This window comes from Salinigranum salinum (assembly GCF_009176545.1).
Taxonomy (GTDB): Archaea; Halobacteriota; Halobacteria; order Halobacteriales; family Haloferacaceae; genus Salinigranum; species Salinigranum salinum.
On sequence record NZ_VTOJ01000001.1, the window covers coordinates 1,758,324 to 1,772,944 of the forward strand.

The 14,621-nt window shown below is 66.1% G+C and carries 10 protein-coding genes, 1 tRNA gene and 1 pseudogene; 9 read left to right on the plus strand and 3 right to left on the minus strand.

Annotated features, from left to right (window positions below; all coding sequences use genetic code 11):
* The first annotated feature begins 46 nt into the window (after positions 1 to 46).
* On the plus strand, positions 47 to 445 hold the full coding sequence (locus tag FZP69_RS08405) for a hypothetical protein (RefSeq protein WP_152040874.1): 399 nt from the start codon (positions 47 to 49) through the stop codon (positions 443 to 445).
* Between the two features lie 1,741 nt (positions 446 to 2,186).
* Here FZP69_RS08405 and FZP69_RS08410 read toward each other — a convergent pair.
* A tRNA-Leu gene (locus FZP69_RS08410) sits at positions 2,187 to 2,270 on the minus strand.
* A 116-nt stretch (positions 2,271 to 2,386) separates the two neighbouring features.
* On the opposite strand from FZP69_RS08410, the gene FZP69_RS08415 reads away from it, so the two are divergent.
* The 3 genes from FZP69_RS08415 (at position 2,387) to FZP69_RS08425 (ending at position 4,739) form a co-directional block, all read left to right on the plus strand.
* Entirely contained in the window at positions 2,387 to 2,878 is a 492-nt protein-coding gene (locus tag FZP69_RS08415) for a DUF309 domain-containing protein (RefSeq protein ID WP_152040875.1), read from the plus strand.
* Positions 2,879 to 3,071: 193 nt separating this feature from the next.
* Positions 3,072 to 3,755 carry a DUF7344 domain-containing protein gene (locus FZP69_RS08420; RefSeq protein WP_240137500.1) on the plus strand — a complete coding sequence of 228 codons (684 nt, stop codon included), beginning with the start codon at positions 3,072 to 3,074 and terminating at the stop codon, positions 3,753 to 3,755.
* A 168-nt stretch (positions 3,756 to 3,923) separates the two neighbouring features.
* Positions 3,924 to 4,739 carry a succinylglutamate desuccinylase/aspartoacylase domain-containing protein gene (locus tag FZP69_RS08425; RefSeq protein WP_152040876.1) on the plus strand — a complete coding sequence of 272 codons (816 nt, stop codon included), beginning with the start codon at positions 3,924 to 3,926 and terminating at the stop codon, positions 4,737 to 4,739.
* Positions 4,740 to 4,796: 57 nt separating this feature from the next.
* On the opposite strand, the gene FZP69_RS08430 is transcribed toward FZP69_RS08425, so the two are convergent.
* Together FZP69_RS08430 and FZP69_RS08435 are read right to left on the minus strand one after the other, a co-directional pair.
* On the minus strand, positions 4,797 to 5,246 hold the full coding sequence (locus tag FZP69_RS08430) for a UPF0179 family protein (protein ID WP_152040877.1): 450 nt from the start codon (positions 5,244 to 5,246) through the stop codon (positions 4,797 to 4,799).
* A gap of 234 nt (positions 5,247 to 5,480) precedes the next feature.
* Positions 5,481 to 5,867: pseudogene (locus tag FZP69_RS08435) on the minus strand (DUF5820 family protein); the annotation flags it as partial.
* A gap of 379 nt (positions 5,868 to 6,246) precedes the next feature.
* On the opposite strand from FZP69_RS08435, the gene FZP69_RS08440 reads away from it, so the two are divergent.
* The 5 genes from FZP69_RS08440 (at position 6,247) to FZP69_RS08460 (ending at position 14,600) form a co-directional block, all read left to right on the plus strand.
* Entirely contained in the window at positions 6,247 to 8,322 is a 2,076-nt protein-coding gene (locus FZP69_RS08440; protein WP_152040878.1) for a PrkA family serine protein kinase, read from the plus strand.
* Positions 8,323 to 8,332: 10 nt separating this feature from the next.
* A complete protein-coding gene (locus tag FZP69_RS08445) occupies positions 8,333 to 10,618 on the plus strand; it encodes a PrkA family serine protein kinase (protein WP_152040879.1) in 2,286 nt (761 codons plus the stop codon).
* On the plus strand, positions 10,609 to 11,922 hold the full coding sequence (locus FZP69_RS08450) for a YeaH/YhbH family protein (RefSeq protein WP_152040880.1): 1,314 nt from the start codon (positions 10,609 to 10,611) through the stop codon (positions 11,920 to 11,922). Before FZP69_RS08445 ends, FZP69_RS08450 begins: the two co-directional genes overlap by 10 nt.
* On the plus strand, positions 11,919 to 13,928 hold the full coding sequence (locus tag FZP69_RS08455; RefSeq protein WP_152040881.1) for a SpoVR family protein: 2,010 nt from the start codon (positions 11,919 to 11,921) through the stop codon (positions 13,926 to 13,928). The genes FZP69_RS08450 and FZP69_RS08455 overlap by 4 nt, the downstream gene beginning before the upstream one ends.
* Before the next feature lie 129 nt (positions 13,929 to 14,057).
* Positions 14,058 to 14,600, plus strand: coding sequence for a DUF7344 domain-containing protein (locus tag FZP69_RS08460; protein WP_152040882.1), 543 nt, complete (start codon positions 14,058 to 14,060; stop codon positions 14,598 to 14,600).
* Positions 14,601 to 14,621 lie beyond the last annotated feature (21 nt).

A 14,621-nucleotide genomic window follows, 5' to 3' on the forward strand; every position in this document is an offset into this window, starting at 1 on the left:
CCCTATAGGCGTCGGGTTTTTGTCCCACGGACGAGAGGTCGAGGCCGTGTCCGGAGACGGTGACGACGACGCGTGCGACGACACTGAGGCCAGAGACGAGACCGACGGCGACGCCAGAGACGAGACCGGCGCCGGAGCCGGTGCTGGAGCCGGTGCCGGGAACGACGACCGGATCGGTACCGACGCCGACCTCCCGGCCGACGTCGAGGCGACGCTCACGCAGTTGCTCGCAGAGGCGGCCGCCGCCGCCCGGACCCGCGATGTCGAGGAGGTCGAAGCCATCGTCGAGACGGTCCGGACCGTCGTCCGGAACAAGATTCCACAGGAGGCGCTCCGTGACCGGCTGCTCCACGGCTGTCGGGCCGTCGACCGACTCGTCGTGGACGAGCCGCTCGTCGCGGCGGAGTATCTGGAGGCGATGGAGCGACTCGTCTCGTCGTCGTGAGCGTGGTGTCCGGCGGCGGAGCCACGACACGCCCGGGAACAGCGCACAGACGGCAGCCGCTCCTCGTCGGTCTTCGAGCGTAAGAAAGCGAGAAACCGCAATTTGGACCCGGTCGGGAGACGTTTTCCCCAGCCCGTACGGCCCGTTCGACTTGCCCCGGATTCCGGATATCCGGGTACGTCGACTTCCCGAACGCCGCTTTCGCGTCGTCCGGTAGTTGGCCTTCGCGCCGCCCGGTCGAACGTGGTCGGCCCGGTTCGGTTGGTGTTTTCCCCGGGCCTCACGACCTTTCTCGACCCCGGAGGGTCGACTTCGCGGGACCCGCTCTCGCGTGACCCCGGTACTCGGTCTTCCACCGTTCTGCGATCGGATTCGGCCCGGTTCGGTTGGTGTTTTCCCCGGGCCTCACGACCTTTCTCGGCTCCGGAGAGCCGATTTCACGTCCCCCGCTCTCGCGTGGGCCGCTACTTGGTCTTTCGCCGTTCCGTGAGCGGTTTCGGAGCGCTTCGGTCTGCGTGTTGTCCACGCTCCTTACGGCCATTTCGGCTGCCGCCGACTTCGCGGATCCCGCTCCCGCGTGACCCGCTACTTGGCCTTGTCCCGCTGTCGGAACGGGGCCGGATCGGTTCGGTTGGTGTTTTCCCCGATCCTCTCGGCCAGTTCGACTGCCGTCGAGTTCGCGGGCCCCGCTCTCGCGTGACCCGCTACTTGGCCTTGCCGCCGTTCGCTGAACGGATTCGGACCGGTTGTGGGTTCCCCAGTCCTTACGGCCATTTCGGCTGCCGCCGAGTTCGCTCGGCCCGCTTTCGCGTTCCTCGCTACTTGGCCTTCGCACCGTTCGTGGGACGGTTGTGGGCTGCTTCGGTTCTCCGTCGGCGCGTTGACCTCGATTCCCTGTTACGGGACGCTCGGTGGTTGCACCGACGCCGTATCCGTCTGTTCGACGGTTCCGGTCGTCCGGTTTGCCCTTGCCGCTTCTCGCGGACCTACAGGTATGGTACCGAACCACATAAACATTTCGTACGAGAAACATCTTGCCGTGACCGGCTGGACGGGGCCGTGGACGACTGGCTGGAGCCGACTGTGAGCCAGCCGTGCATCGCGACAGTATGCGGACGGTGTCGGTGAGCGAGACGTCCGTCGGCTCCGGAACGACCGCGCGAACGGATCCAGTCGAGGAACCCGCGGTCGGAAACGGGAGTCGTCGTCGACGGCGGGGACGCTGATCTCGGTCGCGTCGGCCACGGCGAGAGCGCCGTCTCGGGTCACACGAGCGAGGTCGTCCGCCGCGGCCCGCGACACGACCCGGAGCGACGCGATGGGATCACCGACGTGACCGGAGTGGCGTCCCGAGGGGTCACACCGATCCGACCGCTCGCTCGGGCTCGCGGTCGCGCGTCGTCAGACGGTGTGAACGGAGGGACTCGAACCGCGGTCGGTTCGTCCATCCGCGTCGCCCACTCCCTGATTCGAATCCTTCCGTAGGCGTCGCTCTGTTCGTGGTCGCTCGTCGCCAGGAGGTGCGAGGGGAGGGATTTGAACCGGAGCCAGACGTGCTCGCTCGTCCCTGGCTGCGCGCGACTGGCAGGGATCAAATCGCTCAGTCGATTCGGAGCCGACGCTGTCGCGTCGGCACCTCATGCGAGGGGAGGGATTTGAACCACCGGAACGTCGCTTCGCTCGTTCCATAATTCAAATCCTCCGTACGGACCGCTCTGCTCACTGGCGTTCGCAGAAGCGATGCGAGGGGAGGGATTTGAACCCACGGACTCCTTCGAGAGCGGATCTTGAGTCCGCCGCCTTTTCCAGACTCGGCCACCCTCGCGCGACACGTAGCTATCCCGTCGCGGCGGTTTAAAGCTCCGATTTGTCGATCGTGCCGACGCGTCGTGCCGTGGCCACCGACAGGTTCAGGCCCCGTTCGAGAGTACTGTCGAGCGAATGGACGACCACACACGGGACCCGAGCGTTGCGCCCCCCCTCGGGAACCCGACCGGGTGGCACAGCGACCGTCGGCAGTGGGAGCACGCGACGCTCCGGCGCGCGACCGAGCACGGCGTCCGCCTGTTCAACGCGGGCGACTACCACGCCTCCCACGACTGCTTCGAGGACGAGTGGTACAACTACGGCGCCGGCACCGTCGAGAGCGCGTTCCTCCACGGGATGGTCCAGGTCGCCGCCGGCACGTACAAACACGTCGACTTCGAGGACGACGGCGGGATGCGATCGCTGTTCCGTACGGCCCTGCAGTACCTCCACGGCGTCCCGGGCGACTTCTACGGGGTCGACGTCGACGACGTCCGCGCGACGCTCGACGCGGCGCTCGACGATCCGGAGGCGCTCGAGGGGTGGCGGATCACGATCGACGACCAGCGTCCGGCGGCGTATCCAGCCGACTACGACTACGTCGAACGGCTGGAACACGACCACTGAAGGGTCGTGCTCGACGCCGCGTCGACCCGGCAGCGGCGCAGGAACGATGGACTACATATAATACCACACACTCCACCTCGTACATAATTCTCAAAAGCTTATATGTGGGGCGGTGTATGGTTTGGGTACCCAGTGACTGAGTGCGCCGTGGCGGTCCACACTCGCACCCGTTGGGGGGGTAACGCAAATCAGCATGACATCAGAGATCATCACCGGGCTCCTGTCAGGGGACGACGGGGACGAGTCGGACACGGTCAGGACCTCCACATCGACCGTCTCGAACGGCATCGAGTCCGACGAGACCGACAGCGACCGGAGCACCGACGCGGCGTTGACGAAGGACACGCTGTTCGAGCTGTTGAAGAATCAGCGTCGGCGGGACGCGCTGGCGTTCCTCAAGGCGACCGGCGGCCGGACGACGCTCTCGGACATGGCCGAACACATCGCCGCGAAGGAGAACGACGTGCCGGTCGAGGCCATCAACTCGAAACAGCGCAAGCGGGTGTACATCGGTCTCTACCAGTGTCACCTGCCCAAGATGGCCGACGCGGGCATCGTCGACTTCGAGAAGAACCGCGGGACGATCGAACTGTGTGCGCTCGCCACCCAGCTCGATCCGTATCTCGACGCCCCCGAGCGCGGCACGACCGACGCGGGCACCGAGTCGGACGGCGTCGATGAGCACGCGACCGACGCCGAGAATACGACGCTCGAGGGAAGCCGCTCGCAGGCAGCCCTGCTCGCCGGACTCGGCGTACTCGCTCTCGCCGGTGTCGCCGGCGTTCCCGGGCCCGCGTTCCTTTCGGTGTCCACCTGGGCGGTCGCCTGCGCCGTCGCCCTGGTGGCGTCTGCCGTCGTCCCGTTCGTGCGGGACTGAGTGTTCGCTGATCGCACCGGCACTCTCGCAGTTCTTCGACGGTCGTGCCCGGCACTCCCGTCGCTCTGCTCCGGTCCCGTGTCCCGTGAACGACCGGTGTCACCCCCGCCATCGCAGACGGGAGAGAATTCCGAACCGATTTGACCGTGTGACTCTCATATCTGAGCGATGCGAATCTACGAACTCGGGGACGGGACGCCCGAGGTGGCCGTCGTCGGCTCGATCCACGGCGACGAGCCCTGTGGTGCGGTGGCGATCGAGCGGCTCGTCGCCGAGGACCCCGCAGTGCGGCGACCAGTGAAGCTGATCGTCGCCAACGAGGAGGCACTCGACGCGGGCGTGCGGTTCGTCGACGAGGACCTCAACCGGGCGTTCCCGGGCGACCCGGACGCCGACGCCCACGAACGACGGCTCGCCTTCCATCTCTCGCGTGAACTCCGGGGCTGTACGACGCTCTCGTTACACTCGACGCAGTCGTTCGCCGAACCGTTCGCGCTGGTCGACCGGGTCGACGCGGTCACGCGGTCGATCTGTCCGCAGCTCCCGGTCAGCGTCGTCGTGGAGACGGACCGGTTCACCGACGGACGACTCATCGAACACCCACACACGGTCGAGGTCGAGTGTGGGCTCCAGGGGACCGACGAAGCCGCCGAGAACGCGTACGATCTCGTGCGAGCGTTCCTCGACGCGACGGACGTCCTCGACGCCGACGACGACCGGCTTCCCGGGGCGACGCGGGCGACCACGAGCGAGGACGACGAGGTGACCGTCTACCGGCTCCTCGATCCGATCCCGAAGAGCCCCGACGGGGATCACGAGGTGTTCGCGGACAACTTCGAGCCCGTCGAGGTGGGCGACCGGTTCGCCGCGACCGACGGCGATCCGCTCGTCGCCGACCGGCTCTTCTACCCCGTGTTGCTGTCGGCGTACGGCTACGAGGAGATCTTCGGCTACGTCGCCGAACGCGTCGGGACGCTGGCCTGAGGCGGTCGCGGGTCGGACGGACAGTCGGTGCCCGTCGGCGTCGCCCGTGGATACGAGTCACTCCTCCGGGGGGGCGAACTCGACGAGCGTGAGGTCGCGGTCGAGCAGACAGAAGTCGTGCGGCGGGTCGCCGTGGATCTGTTCGATCCGGTACTCCGTGTCGAACTCCGCGCCGTCGGGGACGCAGTACTGGTGGCTCGGACACTCCGTGTGCGGACAGGGACCCGGAAGCGTGGCCTTGCTCCCCGCGTACGCGCCCTTCGAGGAGACGTTCGCGGGGACCGACGCACGCTCGACTTCGACCGCCCGGACGCCGACGTCGTGGACGGCACAGTCGAGCGTCTGGGCGTTCTCGCGGACGTCGGTGACGCGGTAGCGGACGCCCTCGGAGAGGTTGAGACACTGTTGCTGGTACGGACAGCCCTCGCACGCGGTCGACCGCCCCTCGTAGACGAACTCCTGACCGGTGGCTGCGAGGCGAGAACCGACGAGCGTGACCTGTGACATACCACATCGTTGACTACGCCGTCGGTTAAGTGCCGCGCCCGTTCTCGGCGGGTGGAACGCCCGTCGATCGGTGCTTCGGCTCCCGAGGCGGCGGCGTCTCTGTCGGCACCGACACGGCTCCGACCGCGTCGGTGCGGTTCCGGCTCACTCCGCCTCGTCTCCCTCGATCGAGTCGTCGTTCACGCCGACCGAGTCGTCTGCCGCGCCGACCGAGTCGGCCACGGCGTCGGCAGTGTCGCCACCGACGAGGTCGTCGAGCCGGTCGAGGTACGCCTCGCGCGGGACCTGATACAGCCCGCGGTAGTCGACGTCGCCGGCGACGAACCGGGCCGCGAGCCCGACCGCTCCCGCGACGGCGTCGGAGCGTGAGTCGTATCGCTCGACCGGTCCTTCGACCTCGGGTTCGAGGAAGAGCGACACGTGCCACGTGTCGGTCTCGATCTGCGACGCCCCGGGACGTCGCTTCCGGGAGCCGTTCGTGACGTAGATCGTCGGCAGACACGGTGCGGGGAAGTCCTTGGTGTTGAACACGTCCGGGCGGTACGTGAGGACGCTCCGGCCGTCGGACTCGTCGGCCCACACCTGCCACCCATCGGGCAGCTCGTCGTAGGCGGTGCTCATACCCGGAGGGAGTGGCCCGGGGTCAAAGAGCGCGACGGTCCGGCGCGAGTCGGGCACGCAGGAGTCCCTGCCGTCGCTCGAAAAATGGCGTCGTGTTCACATGTCGGAGGAAGGCTTATTTATGTCGACCACTCACCGATTAAGTAGTCTCGGATACCGGGCCGAGTTACCGCCCCCCGTGCATCGCTCGCCGACTACGTCGTTCTGACGGACCCGCCGAAGATACCTGTCGCCGCACGAGACGGGTGGTATGACCACTCATGCCACGAACATCCCCCTGCCCCCGACGACGGTCGGTCGTGCTGTGTCCACCGCAGGACGCCGGTCGTCGTCCGACGGCGTGGGTGTCACCTCGGGCCAGAGACTCCGATCTTGAACAATGAGCAGTGAACTCGAAACTCTAGCAGACCTGAGCAAGCATTACCAGGACTCAGTGCCCGCGGACCTCCGCGAGGCGAAGAGCTTCGGCTGGTACCTCGAAGAGGTGTACGACGATCCGAAGATCACCCGCAACGCCCACCAGCGCGTCGCGGATATGTTCGACTACTACGGCACCACCTACGACGATGACGCCGGCATCGTCGAATACCTCATGGCCTCCGAAGATCCGCTCCACGACGGGGAGAACGTCTTCTACGGGCGAGAGGTCCACGAATCGATCCACGAGTTCGTCAACAAGGTGAAATCCGGCGCCCGCGGGTTGGGCCCGGAGAAACGCATCAAACTCCTCCTGGGTCCCGTCGGCTCCGGGAAGTCGCACTTCGACTGGATGGTGCGACGGTACTTCGAGGACTACACGATGCGCGACGACGGGCGGATGTACACGTTCCGCTGGACCCACCTGGGCGACGTCATCCGCGATCAGGACCCCGCCGACGACACGGTCCAGTCGCCGATGAACCAGGACCCGATCGTGCTCCTCCCACAGGAACAGCGCGACATCGTGCTCGAGCGGCTGAACGCCGACCTCGAGGCGCCGTACACGGTTCGCAACGAGCAGTCGCTGGACCCCGCCAGCGAGTTCTACATGGATCGCCTGCTGGCACACTACGACGACGACCTCCAGGCAGTGATGGAGAACCACATCGAGATCGTCCGCCTCGTCGCCAGCGAGAACAAGCGGCAGTGCATCGAGACGTTCGAGCCGAAGGACAAGAAGAACCAAGACGAGACCGAACTCACCGGAGACGTCAACTACTCGAAGCTCGCGGTGTACGGCGAGTCCGATCCCCGGGCGTTCGACTACTCCGGTGCGTTCTGTAACGCCAACCGGGGGCTGTTCTCGGGCGAGGAGCTCCTCAAACTCCAGCGCGAGTTCCTCTACGACTTCCTGCACGCCTCCCAGGAACAGACGATCAAGCCGAAGAACAACCCCCGCATCGACATCGACCAGGTGATCGTCGGTCGGACGAACATGCCCGAGTACCGCGACAAGAAGGGCGACGAGAAGATGGAGGCGTTCAACGATCGGACGAAACGGATCGACTTCCCCTACGTGTTAGAGTACGAGGAGGAGGCAGAGATCTACCGCAAGATGCTCCGCAACGCGGACGTCCCCGACATGCACATCGAGCCCCACGCGATGGAGATGGCGGGGCTGTTCGGCGTCCTCACGCGGATCACCGAACCCGACGGCGGCAACGTGACGCTCGTCCAGAAGGCCAAGGCCTACAACGGCGAGGTCGACGACGGCGACGACCTCGACGTGAAGAAACTCCGTGAGGAGGGAGAGGCCAAGGCCGACATCGCCGAAGGGATGGACGGCGTGAGTGCCCGGTTCATCGGCGACGAGATCGCCGAGGCCATCATGGACTCGACCCACCGGGGTCGGGATTACCTCTCCCCGCTGACGGTGTTCAACCACTTCGAGCGCAACCTCGAGTCGCACGGCTCGATCCTCGAGGAGAACATCGAGCGCTACCACCGCTATCTGGAGATGGTGCGCGAGGAGTACAAGGAACGCGCCATCGAGGACGTCCGCCACGCGCTCGCGTACGACCTCGACGAGATCCAGCGCCAGGGCGAGAAGTACATGGACCACGTGATGGCGTACATCGACGACGCCACCGTCGAGGACGAACTCACGGGGAGGGAACAGGAGCCCGACGAGAAGTTCCTCCGCTCGGTGGAGGAGAAGCTCTCGATCCCCGAAGACCGCAAGGACGACTTCCGTCAGGAGGTGTCGAACTGGGTCTCCCGCCGCGCACGGGAGGGGACGTCGTTCAACCCCCAGGACAACGACCGGCTCCGCCGCGCGCTCGAGCGCAAGCTCTGGGAGGACAAGAAGCACAACATCAACTTCTCGGCGCTCGTGAGCGCGAACGAACTCGACGACGACGAACGCAACGCGTGGATCGACGCCCTGGTCGACCAGGGGTACTCGCGCGAGGGCGCCCGGGAAGTGCTCGAGTTCGCCGGCGCCGAGGTGGCCAAGAGCGAGCTGGAGGGGGAGTGATCTGACAAGAATGCGACACGACTCACCAGTCGACCGACCCGACTTCATCCGCGCCGCGGACGACGAGCTCCGGGGGACGTACGAGGAGCCGATGGCGCTGGCAGAGTACGTCGACCGGGCGTTCGAGCGGCCCTCGATCGCCTCGCACGCCTCGAAGTACCTCCTGGAGGCGATCGAGTCGATGGGGAACCGTACGGTCGTCGAGAAGGGCGAAGAGCGCGAGCGCTACCGCTTCTTCGACGACCCGGCCAACGACGGCGAGCACGCCGTCCTCGGCAACACGGGCATCCTGAACGAGTTCGTCGACGACCTGCGGACCATCGCCGCCGACCGGGGCAAAGCCGAGAAGCTCATCTGGTTCGACGGGCCGACGGCGACCGGTAAGTCGGAGCTGAAGCGGTGTCTCGTCAACGGGCTCCGCGAATACTCGAAGACCGACGCGGGCAGACGCTACACCGTCGAGTGGAACATCGCGAACGTCAACGACACGCGCGGGCTCTCCTATGGGGACGAGGTCGAACACGAGGACGACTGGTACGAGTCGCCGGTCCAGTCGCATCCGCTGTCGGTGTTCCCGGCCGAGGTCCGTCGCGACCTCGTGGCGTCGCTCAACGGCGATGCCGACGACCACATCCCGCTGTCGCTCGACGAGGAGCTCGACCCCTTCTGCCGGGAGGCGTACACCCACCTCGAAGAGCAGTACCGCCGCGAGGGGAAACAGCGGCTGTTCAGCGAGGTCACCGCGGAGAAACACCTCCGTGTGAAGAACTACGTCGTCGACATCGGGCGGGGGATCGGCATCCTCCACTCGGAGGACGACGGCTCGCCGAAAGAACGGCTCGTGGGGTCGTGGATGCCGGGGATGCTCCGCGAACTCGATTCTCGAGGGAGAAAGAACCCGCAGGCGTTCTCCTACGACGGCGTGCTCTCGCAGGGGAACGGCCTCCTCACGATCGTCGAGGACGCCGCCCAGCACGCCGACCTGCTCCAGAAACTGCTCAACGTGCCCGACGAGGGACACGTCAAGCTCGACAAGGGGATCGGGATGGACATCGACACCCAGCTGTTGATCATCTCGAACCCCGACCTCGACGCCGAACTCGACAAGTACGCTGATCGGAACGGGCGCGACCCGCTCAAGGCGCTCAAACGACGGCTGAACAAACACGAGTTCCGCTACCTGACGAACCACTCACTCGAGGCCGAGCTGATCCGGCGCGAGCTCACGAACGAGACGGCCGTCTGGGACGCCGAGAGCTACGAGGAGCTCGAGGCCCGCATCCGCGAGGGGCTGGTCATCGCGGTCCGCGACAGCGCCGGCGACCTCACTGACCGTGAACTCGCGCCACACGCGGTGGAGGCCGCGGCGATGTACTCGGCGGTGTCGCGACTCGACGCGGAGGACCTCCCCGCGGGGCTGGATCTGGTCGACAAGGCGCTCCTGTACGACCAGGGCTACCTCCGACAGGGCGACGAGCGCATCGCGTCCGACGAGTTCGACTTCGAGGGCGAGGGTGACGGCACCCACGGCATCCCCGTCACGTTCACCCGCGACGTCATCGCCGACCTGCTCCACGCGGACACTGGCCGGCGTCACGAGACGCTCCCGGTCGAGCGCGTCATCACGCCGACGGACGTGCTCGACGCGATGGCGGGCAACCTGACCGAGGCCCCCGTCTTCTCGCGCGCCGAGGCGACGGAGTACGAGTCACGGCTGGCCATGGTGAAAGACTACATCTACGAACGAGAAGAGACGGACGTCCTCGACGCGCTGCTCGCCGAGAAGGGGGTCGAGGCCGAGACGGTCGAGGAGTACATCGAACACGTGTACGCGTGGGCCAGCGACGACCAGATCGAAGGCGAACACGGACCAATCGACCCCGACCCACTCCTGATGCGGCTGTTCGAGACCGAACACCTCGGGCGGTTCCACGAGACCGACTACGACGGTAACGAACCGAACGAGGACGTGGTCGAGTTCCGCCGCGAACGGATCATCAGCGCGCTCAACCGCTACGCGTGGGAGAACCGCGACGAGGACTTCTCCATCACCGACGTGGACTTCTCCGACATCCCCGTGATCCGCGCCGTGCTCGACACGCACGACTGGGACGATGTCCAGCGGCTCTTCCCCGACCTGGACCCCAGCCAGTGGGACGACCCGCCGGCGAACACGGACACAGAGGAGATCAAAGAGCGGACCATCGAACACATGACAGACAACGGCTACACGCGCGCTTCCGCCGAGCTGGCGAGCCGCGAGGTGATGCGCGAGGTGAGCTACCAGTGGGACTGAGAGACGACCTCGACCGCTTCCGTGAGGTCGGCGAAGAGCGCCGCGAGGACCTCAAGGAGTTCATCACGTACGGCGACCTGGGAGGAAGCGGCCCCAACAGCATCAAGATCCCGATCAAAGTCGTCGACCTCCCGTCGTTCGAGTACGACCAGCTGGACAAGGGTGGTGTCGGTCAGGGACAGGGCGGCACGCCCGACGTCGGCCAGCCGGTGGGGCAGCCCCAGCCGGGTGACGGCGACGAGGAGGGCGAACCCGGCGAGGAGGGCGGCGAGCACGAGTATTACGAGATGGACCCCGAGGAGTTCGCCGAGGAGCTCGACGAGGAGCTCGGGCTCGACCTCGAACCGAAGGGCAAACAGGTGATCGAGGAGATCGAGGGCGACTTCACCGACATCACCCGTTCGGGCCCCAACTCGACACTCGACTTCGAGAAGCTGTTCAAGGAGGGGCTGAAGCGGAAGCTCTCGATGGACTTCGACGAGGAGTTCGTCAGAGAGGCGTGCAAGGTGAGTGGAAAAGACGCCCGCGACGTCTTCCGCTGGTGCCGCGAACAACACATCCTCGTGAGCCTGCCGTGGGTGCAGGAGGCGTTCGACGAGGTGCCCGACGACGAGCGCGGCACGTGGTCGTCGTTCGAGGAGATGGCAGACAACGTCGAGCGCACCACGGCGATCCAGCGCATCCGCCGGGACGGGCTCCGCGAGGTGCCCTTCCGTCGCGAGGACGAACGCTACCGCCACCCCGAGATCATCGAGAAGAAGGAGAAGAACGTGGTCGTGGTGAACATCCGCGACGTGTCGGGGTCGATGCGCGAGAAGAAGCGCGAGCTGGTCGAGCGGACGTTCACCCCGTTAGACTGGTATCTCACCGGGAAGTACGACAACGCCGAGTTCGTCTACATCGCCCACGACGCCGAGGCGTGGCGGGTCGACCGCGAGGAGTTCTTCGGCATCCGATCGGGCGGCGGAACGAAGATCTCCAGCGCGTACGAACTCGCCAAGGCGGTCTTGGAGGAGGAGTACCCCTGGAGCGAGTGGAACCGCTACGTGTTCGCGGCGGGCGACTCGGAGAACTCGTCGAACGACACGACCGAGAACGTCGTCCCGCTGATGGAGGAGATCCCGGCGAACCTCCACGCGTACGTCGAGACCCAGCCGGGCGGGACGGCGATCAACGCGACCCACGCGGAGGAGGTCGATCGCGCGCTCGGCGACAGCGGCAACGTCGTCGTCACGTACGTCTCCTCGCCGGCAGACGTGATGGACGCCATCTACGAGATCCTCAGCACGGAGGACGGAGAATGAGCAACTCTGACAGGATCGACAAGCAGCGAGAGGCCCAGGCGCTCGAAGAACCGGTCCGGGAGGCGGGCAATCTCGCCCGCAAGCTCGGGCTGAACCCGTACCCCGTCAACTACTGGATCGTCGACTACGACGAGATGAACGAACTCATCGCCTACGGGGGGTTCCAGCAGCGCTACCCCCACTGGCGGTGGGGGATGACGTACGACCGCCAGCGCAAACAGGGGCAGTTCGGCATGGGGAAGGCGTTCGAGATCGTCAACAACGACAACCCCTCCCACGCCTTCTTGCAGCTGACGAACTCCCTCGCTGACCAGAAGGCGGTCATCACCCACGTCGAGGCACACGCGGACTTCTTCGCCAACAACGAGTGGTTCGGGCTCTTCCTCGGGGAGGGCGACGATCCCGACGCCGCGGCGATGCTCGAACGACACGCCGACGCCATCGCGACGTACATGAACGACCCCGAGATCGACCGCGAGGAGGTCGAGGAGTTCATCGACGCCGTCCTCACCCTCGAGGACACCATCGACCAGCACCGCGCGTTCGAGGAGGCCGGCGAGGGGCGACAGCGCACACCGCCGGAGGACCTCCGCAAGCGGCTCGACTCGATGAACATCTCCGAGGAGGTCCGCCGGCAGGTGTTCGACGACGAGTGGCTCGACGACCTCGCCGAGGCCGAGGAGCGGGCGGCGAAGCTCACCGAACCCCGCAAGGACGTCATGGCGTATCTCCGCGAACACGGGATGCGCTACGACGAGGACGAAGCGCGCGCGGTGGAGATGGAGCCGTGGCAGAAGGACGTCCTCGACATGCTCCGAACGGAGGCGTACTACTTCGCCGCCCAGAAGATGACGAAGGTGATGAACGAGGGGTGGGCCGCCTACTGGGAGTCGCTCATGATGGGCGACGAGCGGTTCGCCGGCACCGACGAGTTCGTCACCTACGCCGACCACCAGTCCCGCGTCCTGGGCTCACCCGGGCTGAACCCCTACAAGCTCGGCAAGGAGCTCTGGGAGTACGTCGAGAACACCACGAACAGACGAGAAGTGGCGGACAAACTCCTGCGGGTCCGTGGGGTCTCCTGGCGGAACTTCCGCGACGTCGTCGACTTCGCGGAGGTCCAGAGCCTTCTCGAGCCCCACCCGGCGATCGACGTGGTCACGTCGTCGAGCCTGGACGCGCTGTCGGAACTGGCCGAGGCGGGCGACCCGCGCGTCGACGCCGACGCGCTCCAGCGGGCGCTCGACGGCGAGATCGACGTCGACGCGTACCCGTGGAAGGTGTTGACGTACGAGGGGCTCGCCGAACGGCACTTCTCGCTGGTCAAACCGCAGAACCGGGGGTTCCTCTCGCGCGTCCGCCGGTCGGAACTCGAACAGCTCTCGCGGTACATGTTCGACGACGAGCGGTACGACACCGTCGAGGAGGCGCTCGCGGACGTCGACTACACCGTCGGCTGGGAGCGCATGCGCGAGGTGCGCGAGAGTCACAACGACGTCACGTTCCTCGACGAGTTCCTCACCCAGGAGTTCGTCACGGACAACCACTACTTCACCTACGAGTACACACAGACGAGCGGCGACTTCCGCGTCACCTCGACCGAGTACGAGGACGTGAAGAAGAAGCTCCTCCTGCAGTTCACCAACTTCGGGAAGCCGACGATCGCGGTGTACGACGGGAACTTCGACAACCGGGGCGAACTCCTCCTGGGGCACCAGTACAACGGCATCATGCTGGACGTGCCGCAGGCGAAGGCGGTGCTCGAACGGCTCTACGGCCTGTGGGGCCGGCCGGTGAACCTGATGACGATCGTCAAGGAGTACGACGACCACGACGTGGAGGTCGCCCGCCGGCGCAACCGCGAGCCGACGCCGGTAGAGATCGGCAAGCGGATCCGGTTCGACGGCGACCGGTTCGAGACGTTCGAGCTCGATTCGGAGCTCGAAGAGCGCATCCAGGCGACCGACGTGGACTACGACACCAAGCCCGACGACTGGCTGGCCTGACGCGGCTCCTCGTGCTCCGGAGCCGGTGGTGCGGGGTCGTTCACGCTCCCCGGCCGTGACCCGGGATAGTATCGCAATCGAGAATTAACGGGATAGTTTCATACGACCGGACGAGCGACGAGGAGTCGGATGAGTACCGGAGTCCAGCAGGGGGACAGCGAGGAGACGCTGGCGGAGGCCGATATCCACGACGTCCTCCGAAACGATCGCCGCCGCCTGGTCCTCGAACGGCTCTCGGAAGGGGACGAGCGACAGACCGTCAGCGACCTCGCGGAGTACATCGCGAGCGTCGAGTCGGGGGAGGACCCACCCCCTCGAAACGTGCGGCAGAGCGTCTACGTCTCGCTCCACCAGACCCACCTCCCCAAGCTCGACGACCTCGGGATCGTCGAGTACGACGCGAGCGCGAAGGCGGTGATCCGCGCCGAGAACGCCGACGACGTCGCGGTCTACATGGAGGTCGTGCCGAAGAACGCCATCTCCTGGGCCGAGTACTACTTCGGTCTCGGCGTCTTCGGACTCGTGGCGGCAGTCGGCCACGTCGTCGGCGTGCCCGTCCTCGGCGACGTCGACGGGCCGCTGCTCGCCGTGTTCCTGTTCTCGGTCCTCACGCTGTCGGCCGGCTACCACATCGTCGACCAGCGCTCGTCCGTCCTCCAGTTCCGGAACTAGTCACCCGGTCGCCGGACGGAT